The following is a 19,608-nucleotide window of genomic DNA, read 5'->3' on the forward strand; positions in this document are numbered from 1 at the left end:
TCCCAGAGAGTGCTTCTTTCACAATCTCGAGTCGGATTTCCTCATAGGCTTTTCTCTTCTTCATGAAACTCGCCTCCCTCTTCTTTCAGTGTAATAAATTGGGGGGCAACTCTCCAGTTTCATTAGGGGGCCTAGGAGGAATTGCCGTTGTTAGGACCGGGATGGCCAGGACTCGCTGAAACAACAGCAAATATGCCGTTGTTGGAGCCGGAGTCGCCAGGACTCGCTTTAATAACGGCAGAAATGCCGTTATTGAAGCCAGGGCGGATTATCAGCGGGAAATAGCCCACCCGTTCCTGTCCCTGCCACTCACCCCTAAATCCAGCCCTTCTCCTCCGCCAACCGCACGGCTTCGATGCGGCTCTTCACTTCCAGCTTGTTCAGAATTTCCGATATGTAATTGCGGACGGTACCATAGGAAAGGTGCAGAGTGCCGGCAATCTCCCCTGCACTCTGGCCTGCGCCGGCCAGCTTCAGGATCTCCTGCTCCCGGGCAGACAGCGGGTTCTCTTCCCGCAAGCTGCCAAAAACCAGCTCAGGCGACACCTCGCGGTGGCCGTCCATGACCCGGCGGATCGCATCCGCAAGCTTGTCTACCGGCTCGTCCTTTAGCAGATAACCCTGAATTCCCGCCTGGACCCCGCGCTCGAAATAACCCGGGCGGGCAAAGGTGGTCAGGATAATGATTTTGGTGGCGTAGCCTTTGGCCTTCAGAATCTCCGCCACCTCCAGCCCGCTTTTATACGGCATCTCTATGTCCATCAGGCATACATCCGGCTTCAGCCGTTCAATAACAGCAAGTGCCTCCGCGCCGTCTCCGGCTTCCCCGGCAACCTCTATATCATCCTCCAGATCCAGCAGCGAAGCCATAGCTCCGCGCAGCAGCCGCTGATCCTCGGCGATCACGATACGTATCATAGGGCCTCACCCTCCTTTCTTTCCTTTACTACCCGGGGAATCACTACGTTCAGAACCGTTCCCCGCTCTTCCCCTGAGTCCAGTGTTAGAGAACCGTCGATCAGGGACAGCCGCTCGGCCATGCCCTTCATCCCGTTGCCTTCACTTTGTCCGTGGCTTTCCTTATCCCTGCGATGCAGACCGACTCCGTTATCCCTGATGCACAGCCGCACCTCGCCCTCCGTCATGGCAATGGCAATGAAACATCTGTCAGCTTCGCTATGCTTCACGATATTCGTCACCGCCTCTTTGATACAGAGGCTCAGAATATTTTGCGTCAGGTCGGATACTCCCTCCAGCGCTGCATCGCCCTCGAACTCCAGCGTAATCTCCGCCGTGCGCAGCATCTCCCTGACCTCGGCCAGCTCCTCCGCTACGGTCACAGCACGCATTTCCGACACCAGCTCCCGCATCTGGCGCAGCGCAGCGCGCGATGTCCGCTGAATCTCCCTAGCTTCGGCCTGTGCGCGCCCGGCATCTTTGGCTGCAAGCCTTTCAACCAGCTGGCTCTTGAGGGTAATCAACGACAGCGTATGCCCCAGCGTATCGTGCAGGTCCCGGGCAATCCGCATCCGCTCATCGCGTTTGACCAGCTCCTTAATGACCTCATTGGCCTGATCCAGCTCCTTTTCCAGCATTTTATTGCGGTTCAAAGAGCGCATGCCAAACGGAAAGATCAGCATAAATAACAGGAAAGGGAGCAAGAACCCCAGATCAGTAAACCCCATACGATGAATCCCCGGGAGCAGCGGGATGAACACCATAAGTACAAAAGCGGCGTAGACCTTTCTGAAATGCTTCTTCTCGGTATAGCTGACAAAGTTGGAAGTGTAGAAGCCGAGATAGACATCAAAGGGAGTGTAAAATAAACTCAGAACAATAATAATCAGCATCTGCACAGCCAGCCACACAAAGAAAGCTTTCCCGCTTACCCAGTACAACTGGCGGTACGTCACGGCGAACAAGGCCAGCAGGGCTGCACCGAGCAGCAGCTTGATCCCTTTTTCCCCTTGCAGATTGATTATCGGCATCACTAAGTAGATTAGCCACACATAAGGAAAAAAGCCTAATCTTTGCGGAAACAACCGAAACTGCCTGCGCGCCATACTTTATTACACCGCTCTCTGTTTTTTTCGAATATAGACCGATAGTATCACAAACACCGCCAAATATCCGAGCAAAATCAAGACGCTGCTCCACTGCGGATGGCCCCCGCTCACAATCTCCCAGGCTCCGTCCCCATAGTTGTAGGAAGGCAGCCAGTGGCCAATCCGCTGCATCAATTTCGGCAGAATCTCAAGCGGCATCCACATGCCTCCGGCAACAGCCATCCCCATATAGAGTATATTGCTGACACCGCTCGCCGTATCGACCCGCTTCATGAACCCGATCAGTGTACCGAGGGCCAGAAAAGGCAGAGAACCCGCCAGAATCCACAGTCCGCTAAGCGTCCATTGTCCAAACGTCAGCGACACCCCGTTCATCAAGTAACCCGCAACAAAAATACAGATCACCGAAAAGAGATGCATGATGCTCTGGCCGAACATTTTACCCGCAAAATAGACAGACGAAGGCAGAGGAGTGATACGGATGAACGTGTTCCAGCCCTGGGTTCTCTCCTGAACCAGCCGGATGCCGAGGGTCATAATGGCGGAGCCCATCACGCTGAAGGTAGCCATAGACATGAGATAATGCGCCTGCCAATTTGAAGGGTTATCCGAACCCGTGTTCACTACTTTTGTGAAGATGAAATAGAACATGATCGGCATCATTAAAGACCATAATACATAATAGGGGTTGCGAATAACCCTCAGCATTTCCGCTTTGCACTGCATGGCAATAAGTTTCATCGGATCAGCGCCTCCTCTGGGTTCACGGTTAGCTGCTCGAAGGCCTCATCCAGGCTTCCGTGGTCAATACGGACATCCTTCACGGCAAATCCAAGATCACCTGTAAAAATAGCCCGAAGCGCCTCGTCCGTACTGTCTGTCGTCACATGAATGCGTCCGTCCCTGGCATAGCAGCTCTCGACAGGAGCCAGCTTCAGCAGCTTTCCGTGTAGCACCGCCGCATCTCCTACTGGCAAAAAGGACAACGACTGCTTAACCATCCTCGCCTTGATTTCACCCGGACTGCCATCCGCCACCAGCCTCCCTTGGCTGAACAGCAGAACCCGGTCGGCAATATCTTCAGCCTCCTGCAGGTAATGGGTTGTGAACAGGACGGTTTTGCCCTGTTGCGCCAGCCCGCGTACCGTATCCCAGAAGCGTCTCCGGGCAATCGTATCCAGACCCACCGTCGGCTCATCCAGGAATAACAGCTGCGGATTTCCCGCCAGCGCCAGTGCAAACGCAAGACTGCGCTTCTGGCCGCCGGAGAGCTTCTCCGCATACCGGTTCAGATCCGCCGGAGCAAGCCCCGTTATATTCAGCAGATCATCCATATGCATTTGCTGCGGATAATAGCTGCGGATCAGCGCGATGATCTCCCGGACCTTCAGCCGGTCCATTACGCTTACCTCCTGCAGCATGGCCCCGATGCGCTCCCGGACTTTACTGTCCTGAGGCGGAAGCCCAAATACCTTCACGGTTCCTTCAGAGGGTTCAAGCAGCCCCAGCAGCATTGACAGCATGGTTGTTTTGCCCGCCCCGTTCGGTCCCAGGATTGCTGTTATCGAACCTTCACCAAGAGTAAAGCTAATGCCGTTGACCGCCTTTTTATTATGAAAGCTCTTGCTGACCCCATTCATTTCTACCACATGGTTCATGTCTGATTCCCCCTAGCTTCGTGTGTCTTTGCTATACCTTTATGGTATAGGAGAAGAGGGAATGACATCAGTATGGACTGTCATTTTTTTCGGGTGACAACTGTCACCCGTTCATTTCATTTTTGCATGAACCCTTTTTGCAGCAAAAATTCCTTCATATGCAGCCGGTCCGGCTTGGCAAGGCGCCCCGCCATCATCTCCGACCAAGGCGTATCCTTCTGCCCGCCGGTCCGCTCGCGCATGTAGTCCCGCGTGACCTCATCATAGACTTTTACTTGTTCCACAGTAGTATCTGCCTGATAACTGTTATGATGCAGCACAGCCTCTAGCGGCAAGCGCGGACGCAAACCAGACGCCCCGGCGGGATAGCCAAGGCACATGCCAAATACCGGATAGACCAGCTCCGGCAATCCTAACAGTTCGGACACTTCGGCAATATGATTGCGGATGCCGCCGATATAGACGATGCCAAGACCGAGCGATTCCGCTGCAACCGCCGCATTCTGTGCGGCAAGCGCCACATCGACGGTAGCTACGATCAGGTTCTCGGTGGTGTCCTCGTAAGATTCCGCGCCTTGCAGGTGTGGAACGCTGATCTCGCGCAGACGGTACAGGTCGGCACACCAGACCAGGAATACCGGGCACTGTACAATATAGGCCTGATTGCCGGACAGTGCAGACAGCTGTGCCTTGAGCGCCGGATCAGTAACGGCAATAACTGTATAGGCCTGGACGCTGCTTGAGGTGGAGGCCATCTGTCCCGCTTCGATAATAGCAGCAAGCTGCCCGTCACTTACCGGCTTGTCCAGATACTGACGGACGGAGACATGCCGGTTCAATAGCTCCAGTGTTTCGTTGGTTGGTTTCATGATTCTTCGCCTCTCTTTTTTTAGTGTATGTTCGTTACTCTCTCCATTTTACCATCCGGAATACCAGCAGACATCAGAACTGACCTAGAGGTAGATGCGGACGATGCAGGCGGACGGATGGGCTTTTACAGCAGCTCATATGACTTTTAACGGTATGGTATTGTGAATGTAAGTTTAACTCCACCAAAGTCCCGATTTCAGGAGCTTAAGTGTTATATATCTGATGCACCGGCAAAAGGAGGGAATCCGTGAATTTCATGCAAGAAAGTATTGAAGCAAAAATCGCAAGGATACAAGCGGGTGAGATCTACATATTTGCAGATATTATTGATGCTTATCAGAATCAGATTTATAAATATTGCCTGCGGTTGTTAAGCAACCGGGAAGAAGCCGAGGATGCGGTGCAGGATATCATGCTTAAGGTGTACGAAAAAATCAGATATTACCAGCCCAAGGGGAGCTTCACCTCCTGGATGTACAAAATTGCCTATAACCACTGTCTGAATCTGCTGCGCAGGCGCAAGCTTCAGCAGCAGGTCAGCCGCTGGTTCGGCCGGGAGGCTATGGCGGAAAGCGCCGAACGGGCAGCAGAGAAAAAAATGTTCAGCGAGCCGCTCGCCTCAGCACTTGAAATGCTAACAGTGGAAGAGCGGAATTTGCTGATCCTGCGTATTTTTGAGGACAAATCCTTTGAGGAGATCGGTGAGATTCTGGGCAAGAACATGGAAGCGGCCAAGAAACGGTATGGGCGGGTCAGGCACAAGCTGAAGGCATTTATGGAATTAACCGTAAAGGAGGAAGGGGAATGCACAAAAACCAGCACACTGCAGAAGAGCAGAAACTGAGAAGCTATGATGCTTCCATGAATGCCGAGTCTATTGATGTCCGGCAACGGGTGATGAGAATCATCACAGAGAAATATGGAACCGGTACGGCTGATGCAGTTCTCCCCGGCACTCAGGAATCAGCCGAGGTGATGCAGCGTATAGAAGAATCCCCGGCCCGCGCCGCCCGCAAATGGCCGATATCCCGCAGAAGAATACTGGCTTCCGCCTCCCTGCTGGCCATACTCTTCTTGGGAGCCACCTACTACTGGTATGAGGATAATCACAATCAGTCGACCAATATTCCTTATATCATGAAGGACTATGAAGAGATTAAAGATCCGGTTACACAATTTCGAATTTATCTGGAAAAGGGGTTTCCGCAGCCCAGAGTGGTGCAACCGGAAACCCGGAAATATCAGGAGGCAAAAAAGTGGGTGGAACAGCAACTGTTACCGGGAGAAACGGGGATTTTTCTGGTAGGGAAGGATTTATCCAATAATCCGACAATGGGACGTACCGTGAATCCGCTGCATTATGACAGCTATTCTGATTTCAGAGCCATGCAGAGGAAGCTGGGGGCTCCGGCACTTCCAGAGCTAGAATATGTACCGGAAGGCTACACATTCAGTAGTGCGGAGGTTATTCCAGAGAGCAATATAGTATTCTTGCTGGCTAATCCGTCCGAGTCTACCCTTGGAGAGAAGCAGAAAAGCTGGGCTGAGGCGTACTCGCAGCTAATAGATGGATTGTCTGCAATGGAGACTAAGGACCTGGGCGAGGGCTACAAATTGGCATGGAGAAGATTCCGTACTGCACAGTCAAGCTCGGTTAAGATGTCTTACACCTCAGAGGATCAGAGCATCAATATTCAGGTCTCCTCCTTAAATCAACTGGGTATAGCTAGATTCTACAGCACATATGGCATGGAAAAATACGGGAATGTTATTGTGGCAGGGAAAGAAATGATCTATATGAAGCCGTCGGCGGACAGCAGCGAAGATTATACACAGCAATTGCTCTGGTTAGATCCGGCGCAAGGTATGGATTACCGCCTGTCCGACAGCAAGGGCAGCACCTTGTCCCAGCAGGAATTGATAAATGTGGCGGCCAGCATGCTGAAAAGCAAAGAATAAAGCCGCACGATGTCCCGACTGAAAGAGATGAATTGTTATATATGTGTAACGAGTACCAAATACTTATCTCTCGGCCGAGAAATAACTCGTTATCCTATTTTAGAACGGGCCTGACGCCCGGGAGGAGAGAAGAAACGATGAAATTTCATAAGCCAGCCATTGCCTTAGCCAGCCTTGGGCTGCTGCTCGGCTCCGCTTACGGTTCTGCCAGTGCGGCATCCACCAGCCAGTCCACAACGAAATCTGCGGCTGCCGCCTCTGCAGCAAGCACCGAGCAGAACCAAAAAAAGATCCGGGCCCAGATTGAGGCAATTCAGCTTCAGAAAATGAACCCCGGGGAAATAAATTATGTGTATGTGAATGACAATAAGTATAATCCTGGCGGATATTCTTATCAGGCATTTCCGTACGGCCTGTCTTTTAAAAATTACCAAGAATATGTACAGAAGGCTAAAGTCCTCAAGACCCCCTTCCTGCAGCTGGAGCAAGCGCCTGCAGACCTTCAATTCAAAATGGCATATCTGAGTGTTTATAATCCGCAGACCTGGTCTATTGAAGGGCAAGAACTGAGCAAGCAGATTAGAGCAGAAGCCAAAGCTTCCGGTAAAACGGTATTTGTCAAAAAAATGACGGACAAACGCTGGAAGGCCACCCTGACTTACCAGGGCAGTCCTGCCTCTCAGCAGGCTGGGGCATTTCTGTCCATTATTGCCGAGCCTGCCGGAACACCGGACCCCAGTATAGATTTCGTCCCGGCCCTGGCCGAACCTGAGAAGCTGTCCGTGGAGGGGCAGGAGCTAACTTACAAGGCCGGAGATGCGCTTAAGTATAAGACTAGCACCCCTTCGGTCGACAACAGCCAGGGCAAGCAGCGCCTGGAATGGATAGACTCGCGAACCAAGATAAGCTATACCATCTTTGCAACTGGAGAGAAGATTACAAAGGAAGCTCTGGTATCACTAGCGGAGCAGATTATCACCGGGCAACCATAACCCGCAATTTCAAAAGGAGTTGTTCCGCAGACGGGAAGTGTGCGGGATAACTCCTTCTTTTTTTGAATACATAGGGTGTTACCATCCGCTCCCGCGCTTCACTTCCTGGACAATAGCCTTAACGCCTTCGTCGATCTGATCCAGCCGGGCGCGTGAAATGCTGATCCGCATAAATTTCTCCCTGTTCAGGTAACCGGACATATAGAACCCCTTGCCTGATACGACGCTGATCTTTCTCTCCGCAAGCCGCTTGACCACACGCTCCAGATTCACGGTCTCCGGCAGCTTATACTGCATGTAGATACCGGAGCTGTCCTCAGACACTTCAATCAGGCCTTCCGTATTGTGCCGCCCGAGTGCTTCATACATGGCGCGGATTCTCTCGGCGTACAGCGCTTTTATCTTGTGCTTGTGGTGCTCATACATGCCATTCTTGATATACACCTCAAGGGCGGCTTGGGACAATAACGAATTGTCCGTGTATCCGTTATATGCGCGAAATGTCTCAAACAGATGCTCCGGCACCACAGCCGCACCCAGTCTGAGACCGGGAAAAATGATTTTGGAAAAGCTTTTCAAATAAATGACATGCGAAGTCTGGTCATACGCATAGATAGGATCGAAACGCCGCTCAGAGCCGAGGTCTGCCATATAATCATCTTCAACAACGTACACATCGTATTTCCCGGCCAGCCGGGCAATGGCTTTTCGCTCATCGGCACTCAAGGTGGTTCCGAGCGGATTATGATACCTGGGCATGGTATAAAAGAATTTGATCCCACCTTCCCTGAACCTCATCTCTAGCTCCCGCAGATCAATGCCGGCCGTGGAACGAACAATCCCGCTCACCGGCACTCCCTCCATCTCCAAGTACCGCAGATACAGATCATATCCGGGCTGTTCGACGAGAATCTCCGTCCCGCCATTCGGAAACGGCATTTTGGCCAGAACCTCCAGCGCCTTCGAGATGCCCGAAGTGATGATGATCTGCTCCACCTTGGCAAAAACCTGATATTCCGCCAGATGGGACACCAGCGCATGACGCAGCGACCCCAGTCCCAGCGCATCCCCATAGGTGAACAGGTGGTACTTGTGCCGATCAATTGCTTTGTTGAGGCAATGCTGGAAATCCAAATACGGGAACACGTTCAGATCGGGCGAGGCCGAGGCAAAATCAATCGTCTCACTTCCCCCGTCAGGACCGGCATCCCCTGATCTTTCGACCACGTAATACCCGCTCTGCGGAATGGAATAAATCACATGCTGACGCTCCAGCTCCCCGTATGCCCGTAAAATAGTGCTGACGCTGCACCCGTAGAATTCTGCGGCGCTGCGCACGGAAGGGAGCTTTTGCCCCGGGCTGTACTGCCCCTCCCTGATCTGGCTTTCCATGTTGGCCAAGACCGAATGATACTTTTTCATGACGCTCCTCCTGAATGGCCTTCATACACGAACTGTAAGCTTATGTTATCACTATTCTCCTTCATTCATTATATAGGAATGGGCCAACTGTATCGGTACAGTAGCAGAAAAACAGTATTGTTCATGTCCGTATTTCCCTTTAATTTTAAATAACAGGCAAGACGTTTACACGATCTGTCATGTTCACGAAAGGGAGATGCACTATGCAAAAAGGACTCAAGCTCGCTTATACATTTGCCGTGCTTAACGCGGTCATAATCGGATTCTCATTCTTATTCACCAAAGTAGCGCTCGGCCACGCCGGACCGCTCGATACATTAACCTACCGCTTCGCCGCCTCGTTTGTGGCAATGTCGGTCCCGGTCGCCTTCGGCTGGGTCAAAATATCCTACCGCGGCAAGCCGATTGGTAAAGCGCTGCTGCTGGCAACCATGTATCCGCTCGGATTCTTCACGCTCCAAGTCTTCGGACTCCAGCATGCCACCTCTGCCGAGGGAGGGATTCTTTATTCTTTTACCCCGGTAGTAACGATGATTATCGCCTCTATATTCTTGAAGGAGACTACGACTCTCCTGCAGAAGCTGTGTATCTTCCTGTCCGTATTCGGCGTTGTGTTCATCTTCATCATGAAAGGCAGCAGCATTAACCTGTCCAATATGACCGGGATCATCCTGTTGTTCCTGACCTGTGTGGCCTTTGCCGGATACAGTGTGCTGGCCCGTTCGCTCTCCAAGCATTTCAGCCCCGCTGAGCTCAGCTATTTGCTGATGGGGATTGGCTTAGTCACCTTCCTAATCATTTCGCTCACCGGACATGCTACTAGCGGAACACTCGGCGACTTCATCAAACCGCTCGGCAGCGGCACCTTTATTTTGTCTACCCTATACTTGGGTGTAGCCGCGTCGCTCATCACCACTTTAACGTCAACCTATATTTTGTCCAAAATAGAAGCTTCCCTCATGAGCGTGTTCTCCAATCTCTCGACCATCGTCTCCATTGCGGCGGGGGCAATCTTTCTCGGAGAAAAGATCACAGTGTACCACTGGATCGGGTCGGCTCTCATTATAGCAGGGGTTATTGGCACGAACCGTCTGGGCCGTAAGAAGTCCGCAGCCCTGCCCAATGCCAAGCTGCCGGTATCCGAGGCGGGTAACTCTTGATCCAGTGTTTCCAGGGAGCAGGACTCGGATGTACGAAGAGACCGGCGGCAGCGGCCTTCACACTGGAGGGGTAACCCTCTGCGCACTCTTCTGCTGCACATTCTGCAATAGAATTGCGTGCAACCACTGGGATTTTCAAATCTGTTGCACTTTATACACTCAAAAAGGACAAAATGACCTATTTGCTGCATCTCAACGAAAATCTATTGTACGCAATACAGCAGATTTGATTTTTGGGCAGAAATTGCTGCATTCTGCTGTACGAAGTGCAGTAGATTGCCTCGCTCGACAAAGTTACCTTAACAAAAAGAAGGCCGCCGATGCTTAACGCTCGGCGGCCTTCTTTGCAGCCACAGGCTGGGACGCTACTTCTGGAGCGCCCCAGCCTGTGGCTTAATCATATTTACAGCTTCACCCGCTGCAGACGCAGCGCGTTCAGGACAACCGACACGGAGCTGAACGCCATCGCTGCACCAGCAAGCCAAGGTGCCAGGAAGCCCAGTGCCGCAATCGGGATGCCGATGGTATTGTAAGCAAGCGCCCAGAACATGTTCTGCTTGATATTGACCATTGTTCTGCGGCTCATCATGATCGCATCCGGGATGCTCATCAAGTCGCCGCGCATGAGCGTAATATCCGCCGCTTCCATTGCCACATCGGTACCGGTGCCAATCGCCATGCCGGTATCAGCCGTTGCCAATGCGGGCGCGTCGTTGATGCCGTCACCGACCATTGCCACCTTGACTCCGCCGCTCTGCAGCCTGCGGATTTCGGCAGCCTTGCCTTCCGGCAGCACCTCAGCGAGCACCGTGCGGATGCCGGCCTGCTCTGCAATCGCCTGGGCTGTGATCTTGTTGTCACCGGTAATCATAACGACCTCAATGCCCATATTGTGCAGTCTTGCCACCGCTGCGCGCGAGGTTTCCTTAATCGTATCGGCCACTGCCACAATCCCGGCGATAACACCGTCTACGGACACCAGCATCGCAGTTTTCCCCTCTTGCTCCAGCTTCGTCATGAGCGGAGCCCACTGCCCCGGCTCCGCGCCGCTTTCTTCCATCATCCGCCGTGTGCCCACATTTACGGGCACGCCATCAACAACGGCGGAAATTCCGCGCCCCGGCACGGCCTGGAATTGCCCGGCAGCAGGCAGCATTATGCTTCTGGCCTCAGCACCGGCCACAATGGCATCTGCGAGCGGATGCTCCGAGAGCTTCTCCGCAGCCGCAGTAATCGCCAGCAGACGGTTCTCCGCGCTTTCATTGCCTTGCGCGGCAATTTCGGTGGTGGTGATAATATCCGTCAGCACCGGCTTGCCGCTTGTAACGGTACCGGTCTTATCCAGCACCACCACCTTGATTCCCTGAGCGGCTTCCAGATGCTCACCGCCCTTGAACAGAATGCCGAACTCGGCGGCACGGCCTGATCCGGCCATAATGGATGTCGGTGTAGCCAAGCCCAGCGCACAAGGGCAGGCAATGACCAGTACGGCAATGGCCTTCTCCAGCGCATCGGCGAACTGGCCGGGCGATACCCAGAAGTACCATATAACAAAGGTTAACACCGCAATCCCGACGACAATCGGCACAAAGATGCCGGAAATCACGTCAGCGATCCGTTGAATCGGCGCTTTCGAGCCCTGCGCTTCTTCAACGACTCTTATTATCTGGGCAAGCGCAGTATCGCGGCCTACCTTGCGGGCCTTGATCCGCAGCATGCCGTTCTTGTTCAGCGTCGCCCCGATAACGGAGTCTCCAGGCTTCTTCTCCACCGGAATGCTCTCGCCGGTCAGCATGGATTCATCCACCGAGGACAGTCCCTCAATAACCTCGCCGTCTACAGGCACTTTTGTTCCCGGCTTCACCAGCACGATATCTCCCGGAATCACTTCCTCAACCGGAATGGTGATCTCGGCACCGTCACGGACGATCAGCGCTGTCTTGGCCTGAAGGCCCATCAGGCTGCGGATGGCATCAGAGGAACGGCCCTTAGCCAGCGCCTCGAACCATTTGCCTACCAGAATCAAGGTAATCAGAATCGCACTGGTCTCATAATACATATCTACGGTATGGTTCATCCCCATCCGCAAGGAATCTATCGTCAGGTACAGACTGTAGAAATAAGCCGCTGAGGTGCCCAGCACCACCAGCACATCCATATTGGCGCTGCCGTTCTTCAGCGCTTTATAGGCGCTGACATAGAACTGCCAGCCGATAATGAACTGCACCGGGGTTGCCAGCACAAGCTGGAACCAGGGATTCATGAACAGCTCCGGCGTCCAGATCCAGTCAGTGAAGGAGAAATGGCCCGCCATTGCCCAGAGCAGGGGGAACGAGAGAATCGCGGACACGATCCATTTATTCCGCTTGCGCACAATCTCTTGCCCGCGCTGGTCCCCCTGTTCCTTGCGGTCCTGCTTCAATGTTGCCTTATATCCAATGCTGCTTACCTTATCCATGATCTCAGTTACGCTAACGTTGCCCGGGGCGTATTCCACATGCGCCGTCTCCAGCGCCAGGTTGACATTAACTGCCGCAATGCCCGGCATACGCCCCAGCGCCTTCTCGATCCGCGCCGAGCAGGCCGCACAGGTCATGCCGGAAATATCAAAATCAGCCGATTCCTTGAGCGTATCATAGCCAAGCGAGCGGATCTTCTCCTCGATTTGTGCTACTCCCGCCACTGCGGGATCAAAGCCGACCGTCGCCTGCTCCAGAGCCAGGTTAACGTTGGCCCGCGATACCCCATCCATCTTGGACAGCCCCTTCTCGATCCGCGACGCACATGCAGAGCAGGTCATGCCCGTAATCTGCAGCGTGGCCTGCTGTAAGGCCGGTTCTGCTGTCTTTTCCACGTTATTCGCACCTCCCATACCCCCAAGGGGTATAATCTTTTGTAAAAGAAAAGGCATTGGCGCCTCTGGAATCCACAGGATTCCCCGCTCCAAGCCTTAATATGCCGCAGTCTCAGCTTAGACTACGTCGTAGCCCTGATCCTCAATTGCTTCTTTAATCGCGCTCAAGCTTACTTTGTTCTCGTCATACTCAACCGCCACTGTCTTCGCCGACAGATCCACCTTCGCAGCAGCACCTACGCCGCTCACTGCTTTCTCTACAGCACTTACACAGTGACCGCAAGACATTCCTTCAACATTCAATGTTACGTTAGACATTCGAATAACCTCCTAAAGTTATGTTGATATAGATTTCCCAACCTTATTTCATCAGCTTGTTGACCGTGACCAGCAGCTCGTCGATAACCTCATGTTCTCCGGCTTCGATCCGCTCGATAATACAGCTCTTCATGTGTCCCTCAAGCAGCAGCTTGCCGACACCGTTCAGCGCCGCCTGGACCGCCGCGAGCTGGTTGAGCACATCATCGCAGTAGGTATCGCGTTCGATCATGCCTTTGATGCCGCGAATCTGCCCTTCGATCCGGTTGAGCCGGGTAGTCAGTCCGCCCTTGAATTCCGCTGAATGATGACTTTTGCGTACGCCGGGAGCGGAAGAATGACAATCTTCGCCGCAGGAATGCTCTGCATGCTCCTTCTCATTAATAGACACAGGAATCAGCCTCCTTGATCTCAATATAATATACCCCCCATGGGTATGTCAAGCCTTTTTCTAATTCAGCTCTCTCTGCTGAGAAAGCTCTTAATTCGTCATGAATTAGCAGGAATTCTCCTCCATAAAGCGAATTTATAGCCTTTAGTCCCCTTTTACATAATAACTTCCTGAAAGGAGGGGCAACGGTGCTCAATTGGATGGCCCGCAGCTTGCAACGAAACAGGAGCCATTTGTACTCCTTTATCATATGCCTGATTGGCCTGGGCTTGTTTGTTTTTTATGATGCAAAACCCCTGTTACACTTCCCATTCTCCGCTTGGGGCTGGATAACCGCTATGTCGGGAGCGGCAGTGATTCTGACGATCTTCACCTTCCAGCTTCCTCCGCAGGGCAACGGACTGTCACTGGACTCCGCTGTCTATTTGGCCTGTATTTTTATATTTGGCCTGCCGTTTACGCTTACAGTCCTGCTGCTGTGTTCCCTCATCCTTCTGTTTGTTGAATGGAGAGCGACAGCCTGGTGGAAGCAAGTCACTAACTTTTCCATGTATTGCATTATGATCATTTCCGCCTCGTATATCTTTACAGCGCTTGGTGGAGTGCAGGGACCGCTTCTAAGCAGCCATTTATCTTCTTATGTGGGCGCAATGGCGGTCTATTTTATCCTGAATACACTGCTCATTGGCTTCTACTATTACCTTGTTTACCATCAAAATCTGTACGACACGCTAAAGGGCATGCTGACCGACACCATTCTGGCCTACTTGTGCACCCTGGTGTTATCCCTGGTACTGACGATTCTGCTCTACCACAACCGGCTGCTCGGGCTCGGAATGTTTCTCTGCCTCAGCATTATGATCTCCTATTCCTTCAAAAGATTGTTCAGCATGTACCGCGATATCGAGGAACGGGCGAACCGGGACCAGCGTACGGGCTTGTTCAATCACAGCTATTTCGAGGCCAGGCTGGAGGAGGCGATGCGCAATTCAAGGGCCTGCGGTACCGCGCTCTCTCTGGCTATGATTGATATTGATGATTTCAAAAAATACAATGATCATTTCGGCCATCTCAAGGGGGACGGATTGATCGTTTTTTTGGCGGAGCTGCTGAAGAAGGCCACGGAAGGCACAGATATCATTGTTTCCCGTTATGGCGGGGAAGAATTCACGCTGCTGATGCCGGGCTATGACCCAACTGCATCCAAGCAATTTGTCGAGCGCCTGCGCAAAACGCTTAACAATTCCCCTTTTGAAGGCACGGAAATTTTCCCTCAGGGCTGTCTGGCGTTCTCTGCGGGCATAGCCGGGTATCAGCCGGATGTCCATTTCAAGTCAGAGCTTGTCGAGCATGCCGACCAGGCGCTGTACTATGCCAAAAAACAGGGCAAAAATCTGGTCCATATCTACGGCAACCAATCGCTTCTAGAGCAGGACATTGATTTCAGCCAGGATGTGCGCGATATTGAACAGCAGCTTAACCTGTTTATGTACAAGGATCTGGAGACCTTCAAGCATTCCAAACGCGTCTTCCGCTACGCCCTGGATATCAGCGAGCTGCTGAAGCTGGACACGCTCTCCAAACGGCAGTTCACACTGGGCGCGCTGATTCATGATATCGGCAAGCTGGAGATTCCCTGGGGTATTCTGAACAAAAAAGACAAGCTTGCCCCGGAGGAATGGGAAATGGTCAAATGGCATGTCACCTGGGGCAAGGAAATGGCGCTGACCAACGACAAGTTCAAGGATCTGGCCCCTTACATCGAGCTGCATCATGAGCGCTATGACGGCAAAGGATACCCCTACGGCTTCAAGGGAGAAGAGATTCCCAGGCTGTGCCGGATGCTGACCATTATCGACTCCTTCGACGCCATGACGACTGAGAGGCCGTACCAGCGCACCAAATCCTTCGAAGAGGCCATTATTGAGCTCCGCTCCTGCGCCGGAAGCCAGTTCGACCCCGGGCTGACTGAGCTGTTCATCCAGTATATTGAGGCCAGAGAGGTCTGCAAAAGTGAAGCCGCCGCAGAAACCAATGCATCGTCCTGAACATCTGCCGTTCTTGTTGCAAGAGCGGCAGATGTTTTTTTGTGTTCTTCCGGATTTTGGAGCACGGGAGGAGAAAATTTTTTCAGAAATTTTACAAAGATGATCTTGATCCCCTATTCAAATTTGAATATAATGAGGCTCACGAAACTTTTCACAGGAGGAGTCTGCGAAGCATGCATAGTAAAGAAAGCAATCTGAAGCTCGTAGTTGTCGGCCTGCTGCTTGGTATACTTATGTCCGCTATGGACAATACCATTGTAGCCGCGGCTATGGGTACCATCGTGTCCGACCTTGGCGGACTCGATAAAATCGTCTGGGTGACCTCGGCCTACATGGTCATGGTCATGGCGGGAACGCCAATCTTCGGCAAGCTGTCCGATATGTACGGACGGAAACGGTTTTTCATCTTTGGCCTGATCGTATTCTTAGCCGGCTCCGCCCTCTGCGGAACCTCGACCACCATTACCCAGCTCGCCATTTACCGGGCGATTCAAGGGATTGGCGGCGGCGCGCTTATGCCGATCGCCTTCACCATTGTGTTCGATATTTATCCGCCGGAAAAAAGAGGCAAGCTGACCGGACTGTTCGGCGCGGTCTTCGGTATTTCCAGCGTGCTGGGCCCTCTGCTCGGCGCTTATATTACGGATTATGCCGGCTGGCAATGGGTGTTCTATATCAACCTGCCGATTGGCGTGGTCGCTTTTATCCTCATCATGATGTTCTACAAGGAATCCGTTACCCATTCCAAGCAGCGTATTGACTGGGGCGGCGCTTTTACCCTCGTGGGAGCGATTATCTGCCTGATGTTCGCACTGGAGCTGGGCGGCAACCAATATGCCTGGGATTCGGCAACGATTCTCGGCTTGTTCGGCGGCTTTGCCGTATTGCTGGTGGCCTTTCTCTTGATTGAGCGGGTTGCGCCGGAGGCGGTCATCTCCTTCGATATGTTCCGCAAAAGACTGTTTGCCACAAGCAGTCTGCTCGCTTTCTTCTATGGCTCGGCCTTTATCGTAGCAACGGTGTACATCCCGATCTATGTACAGGGGGTATACGGCGGCTCGGCGACCAACTCGGGGCTGATCCTGATGCCGATGATGATCGGCTCGGTTATCGGCAGCCAGACCGGGGGACTGCTGACCACCAAAACCAGCTTCCGCAATATCATGCTTTTGTCCGCGGTCTTTTTTGCAGCAGGCGTGTTCGCATTAAGCACATTATCTCCAGATACCTCCCGGATGATGCTTAATGTCTATATGGCACTGACCGGGTTTGGCGTAGGCTTCTCTTTCTCGGTGCTTAGCATGTCTTCGATTCATAATTTCGAGATGCGCCAGCGCGGCTCGGCCACTTCGACCAGCACCTTCATGCGCTCTCTCGGAATGACGCTGGGCATTACCATCTTCGGGATTATTCAGCGCAACAGCTTCACGAATCAGCTCAGCGATGCCTTCGGAAGCAGTGCGGACACCTCGGCGTTCGGAAATCCGCGCGCAGCCCTGACCCCGGAAGCCAGAGCGCAGATTCCGGCTCCGGTGCTGGAAAAGATCACAAACGCCTTGTCCGGCTCTGTTGCCCATACCTTTTTGTGGGCGCTTGTTCCGGCCGTGCTGGCTTTTGTTTTTGTCCTGCTGATGCCGGGTGACCGCTTGACGGTTCATCGTAAAGCACCTCAGCAGGCCGGCAAGCAAGGGTAATCCGGCTATGTCGATGAAACTGTTAATTCTCGGCCTGCTGCTGGAACGGGACATGCATCCCTATGAGATCAACCTTGTCATGAAGGAACGAATGATGGACCAGATCATGAAGCTGCAGACAGGCTCGCTCTATTATGCAGTGGATAAGCTTGCTCTGGACGGCCACATTGAGGCTGTAGAGGTCATCCACAGCAGCGACCGCCCCGACAAAACCATCTACCGCATTACGGATAAAGGCAAGGCGCTGTTCGAGCAGCTAATCATGCAGCAGATCAAAAAAACCGAGCTTGTCTATCAGCCGCTCTACACAGCACTTTCGCTCTCCCGCCATATTGATCAGGGCAAGGTCGAGAGGCTGCTGGAGGAGCGGATTCGTGAGACTGAGCATCAGGTAAACTACGCTTATCAGGTGTACGAGGAGCATATTTCCATCGTCCCCCGCTCTGCGCTGCACCTGATGTACGGCAGATACGAGCATACCCTAACGGAGCTGAAGTGGCTGAAGCGCGTCTACGAGGATGTAGCCGCCCGGAAGCTGAACGATATCGGCACTCCGCTTGATTTGTAGCGGACACGTGGAAGTGGCTGCACTTGCTTGAATGGGGTTTCTGGGCGTTCGCTGACGACAGGATAAGTGGAAAAAGGCAACCTAATTTGCGAATTTCACTGATTTTTTGGTGATTAGGTGGAAAAAGTAGACTTGATTCTCTCCATTTTCCCCCATTCAGTGATTTTAGAAGGAAATAAGTGGAGTTTTTCCACTAGCGTTGCATTAACCCTTACATCGTTTTAAGAAATACGTTTTATTGTATCTGTAAGAATATTTTTACATCTTGTTTTTGCATTAGAAAGCATAAAAGAATGGGGTCTTAAGCGTAAAGCGTAGTTGTCAATTTAATCCATTTATTGTGCAATAATTACTTTTTACTCGCTCGGAGTTCACCAACCGTTGTTCGTAAAATCTTCGGTTTTGGCTGGACACCCGGTGGTCTTCCTTTGGATGTTCTTCGTGGCCTAAACAGCTCCTGTTCTAGAGATGACCACGGCAGATACAGATGAATGCGTATCAGTTTAAGCAAGTGCCAAGGTGTTATTTTGCATGGGAGCGTGGCCCTTATCTCCTGCACCAGAAGCGCCGTAATTAAAACCAGAAACAACTGATTCCATATCGCCTGCGGCTTGTAGCTGTGCACATGCACCACCCGCAAATGCTGCTTAATCCATTTGAAAAACAATTCGATCAGCCAGCGGCATTTGTAAATCAGTGCAATCTCTTCCGAAGGCAGCTCCCATATCGACGTGACCGGCCGGTAACGACGTCCCTGCTCATCTGTGAATTCAATGAGCCGTAAGGTGTGCTTGTCTGTACGTGGAGCACTGCCCATCTGTACTTTGGCATCACGGAGTATTCGACTGTTTGCTTCCACTGGAGCTTCCTCCAACACAGTAGTAAAGGCCCGATCCCGCAGACGCATGACGAACCGAATGTTCGCTTTGCTCCATTCTTCCATCTTTTTGTAGTCATCGTAGCCACGGTCCATGACATAAGTTGTGTCCGAAGGAATGACGAGCTCGACGGCACATGCCCGGTCGCCAACATTGGCTGTCGTGGGCACCATGGCATCTGCAAAAACGGTATCCGGTGAGGCGACGACGAGCCGCAGATGCATCTTGACGCTACTGGCTTTACGACTCACCTGTGCCCAATTCCCCAAACCCAGCGGCAACGAAATCGTGGAAGCATCTATGAGACTCAGTTTACCAATGGTTTTGGAAACTCCGCCTAGAGATGCTGTCCGCCGTTTGGCACGCAGGGCCAGTTGCTGAAAGAGCCACTCGAGCAGTTCGGTGGGTAGCCGATCCAAGGAACGGGATAACTGCGAGCCACTGATGTTATCCAGATGAAATAGACGCTGTAGTTCGGTTTGTGCACGGATCTGAGCTTCGATTTCGCTGTATGAAGACCAGCGATTCAACTGGGCGGCAACAAAAATGAAGATACTTTTCATCACGGTGAGCTTTTTAGTGTAGTAATCGAACACGGTCCGGTTCAGAACGTTGACCGGAAGTAAAGATACGAATTGACGTATGACTGAATTTGCATTAACGTTATCCATTAGGGGCTCCTTTGTAAGGGGGTATGGACAACGTGCCTTACCTTCTTACAATAGAGTTT

Annotated in this window: 17 protein-coding genes; 7 read left to right on the forward strand and 10 right to left on the reverse strand. The window is 52.3% G+C overall.

Going from position 1 to position 19,608, the window contains the following annotated elements; translation table 11 throughout:
- Nucleotides 1–315: 315 nt before the first annotated feature.
- From AC0LWN_RS21535 to nfsA, 5 genes are all read right to left on the reverse strand, one after another.
- Entirely contained in the window at nt 316–918 is a 603-nt protein-coding gene (locus tag AC0LWN_RS21535; RefSeq protein ID WP_474668925.1) for a response regulator transcription factor, read from the reverse strand.
- On the reverse strand, nt 915–2,063 hold the full coding sequence (locus tag AC0LWN_RS21540; protein ID WP_474668927.1) for a sensor histidine kinase: 1,149 nt from the start codon (nt 2,061–2,063) through the stop codon (nt 915–917). Before AC0LWN_RS21540 ends, AC0LWN_RS21535 begins: the two co-directional genes overlap by 4 nt.
- Before the next feature lie 6 nt (nt 2,064–2,069).
- Nucleotides 2,070–2,807, reverse strand: coding sequence for an ABC transporter permease (locus AC0LWN_RS21545; protein WP_474668929.1), 738 nt, complete (start codon nt 2,805–2,807; stop codon nt 2,070–2,072).
- The gene (locus tag AC0LWN_RS21550) at nt 2,804–3,724 is read right to left on the reverse strand and encodes an ABC transporter ATP-binding protein (protein WP_474668931.1); all 921 of its coding nucleotides are present in this window, start codon (nt 3,722–3,724) and stop codon (nt 2,804–2,806) included. Before AC0LWN_RS21550 ends, AC0LWN_RS21545 begins: the two co-directional genes overlap by 4 nt.
- Before the next feature lie 116 nt (nt 3,725–3,840).
- Nucleotides 3,841–4,593 (reverse strand): oxygen-insensitive NADPH nitroreductase, encoded by a 753-nt coding sequence (gene nfsA / locus AC0LWN_RS21555; protein ID WP_474668933.1) that lies wholly within the window; start codon nt 4,591–4,593, stop codon nt 3,841–3,843.
- Between the two features lie 257 nt (nt 4,594–4,850).
- Between nfsA and AC0LWN_RS21560 the strand changes: the two genes are divergently transcribed.
- The 3 genes from AC0LWN_RS21560 to AC0LWN_RS21570 all read left to right on the forward strand — a co-directional run bounded on the left by AC0LWN_RS21560 (nt 4,851) and on the right by AC0LWN_RS21570 (nt 7,545).
- Nucleotides 4,851–5,438 carry an RNA polymerase sigma factor gene (locus AC0LWN_RS21560; protein WP_474669230.1) on the forward strand — a complete coding sequence of 196 codons (588 nt, stop codon included), beginning with the start codon at nt 4,851–4,853 and terminating at the stop codon, nt 5,436–5,438.
- Complete coding sequence (locus AC0LWN_RS21565) at nt 5,399–6,553, forward strand: hypothetical protein (protein ID WP_474668935.1); 1,155 nt, start codon at nt 5,399–5,401, stop codon at nt 6,551–6,553. The genes AC0LWN_RS21560 and AC0LWN_RS21565 overlap by 40 nt, the downstream gene beginning before the upstream one ends.
- A gap of 137 nt (nt 6,554–6,690) precedes the next feature.
- Nucleotides 6,691–7,545, forward strand: a complete 855-nt coding sequence (locus tag AC0LWN_RS21570) for a hypothetical protein (RefSeq protein WP_474668937.1) — start codon at nt 6,691–6,693, stop codon at nt 7,543–7,545.
- A gap of 78 nt (nt 7,546–7,623) precedes the next feature.
- On the opposite strand, the gene AC0LWN_RS21575 is transcribed toward AC0LWN_RS21570, so the two are convergent.
- Complete coding sequence (locus AC0LWN_RS21575) at nt 7,624–8,967, reverse strand: aminotransferase-like domain-containing protein (RefSeq protein WP_474668939.1); 1,344 nt, start codon at nt 8,965–8,967, stop codon at nt 7,624–7,626.
- Nucleotides 8,968–9,170: 203 nt separating this feature from the next.
- On the opposite strand from AC0LWN_RS21575, the gene AC0LWN_RS21580 reads away from it, so the two are divergent.
- Nucleotides 9,171–10,127 (forward strand): DMT family transporter, encoded by a 957-nt coding sequence (locus AC0LWN_RS21580; RefSeq protein WP_474668941.1) that lies wholly within the window; start codon nt 9,171–9,173, stop codon nt 10,125–10,127.
- Nucleotides 10,128–10,530: 403 nt separating this feature from the next.
- Here AC0LWN_RS21580 and AC0LWN_RS21585 read toward each other — a convergent pair whose 3' ends face one another.
- From AC0LWN_RS21585 to AC0LWN_RS21595, 3 genes are all read right to left on the reverse strand, one after another.
- Entirely contained in the window at nt 10,531–12,999 is a 2,469-nt protein-coding gene (locus AC0LWN_RS21585) for a heavy metal translocating P-type ATPase (protein WP_474668943.1), read from the reverse strand.
- A gap of 99 nt (nt 13,000–13,098) precedes the next feature.
- Nucleotides 13,099–13,299 carry a copper chaperone CopZ gene (gene copZ, locus AC0LWN_RS21590; RefSeq protein ID WP_474668945.1) on the reverse strand — a complete coding sequence of 67 codons (201 nt, stop codon included), beginning with the start codon at nt 13,297–13,299 and terminating at the stop codon, nt 13,099–13,101.
- Nucleotides 13,300–13,342: 43 nt separating this feature from the next.
- The gene (locus AC0LWN_RS21595) at nt 13,343–13,690 is read right to left on the reverse strand and encodes a metal-sensitive transcriptional regulator (RefSeq protein WP_474668947.1); all 348 of its coding nucleotides are present in this window, start codon (nt 13,688–13,690) and stop codon (nt 13,343–13,345) included.
- A 200-nt stretch (nt 13,691–13,890) separates the two neighbouring features.
- On the opposite strand from AC0LWN_RS21595, the gene AC0LWN_RS21600 reads away from it, so the two are divergent.
- The 3 genes from AC0LWN_RS21600 to AC0LWN_RS21610 all read left to right on the forward strand — a co-directional run bounded on the left by AC0LWN_RS21600 (nt 13,891) and on the right by AC0LWN_RS21610 (nt 18,000).
- A complete protein-coding gene (locus AC0LWN_RS21600) occupies nt 13,891–15,738 on the forward strand; it encodes a bifunctional diguanylate cyclase/phosphohydrolase (RefSeq protein ID WP_474669232.1) in 1,848 nt (615 codons plus the stop codon).
- A 173-nt stretch (nt 15,739–15,911) separates the two neighbouring features.
- The gene (locus AC0LWN_RS21605) at nt 15,912–17,432 is read left to right on the forward strand and encodes an MDR family MFS transporter (protein ID WP_474668949.1); all 1,521 of its coding nucleotides are present in this window, start codon (nt 15,912–15,914) and stop codon (nt 17,430–17,432) included.
- Between the two features lie 7 nt (nt 17,433–17,439).
- Nucleotides 17,440–18,000 (forward strand): PadR family transcriptional regulator, encoded by a 561-nt coding sequence (locus tag AC0LWN_RS21610; RefSeq protein WP_474668951.1) that lies wholly within the window; start codon nt 17,440–17,442, stop codon nt 17,998–18,000.
- Between the two features lie 349 nt (nt 18,001–18,349).
- Here the strand turns inward: AC0LWN_RS21610 and AC0LWN_RS21615 are convergent, their stop codons facing one another.
- The gene (locus tag AC0LWN_RS21615; RefSeq protein WP_474668953.1) at nt 18,350–19,549 is read right to left on the reverse strand and encodes an IS4 family transposase; all 1,200 of its coding nucleotides are present in this window, start codon (nt 19,547–19,549) and stop codon (nt 18,350–18,352) included.
- Nucleotides 19,550–19,608 lie beyond the last annotated feature (59 nt).

The organism is Paenibacillus sp. sgz302115 (genome assembly GCF_056120445.1).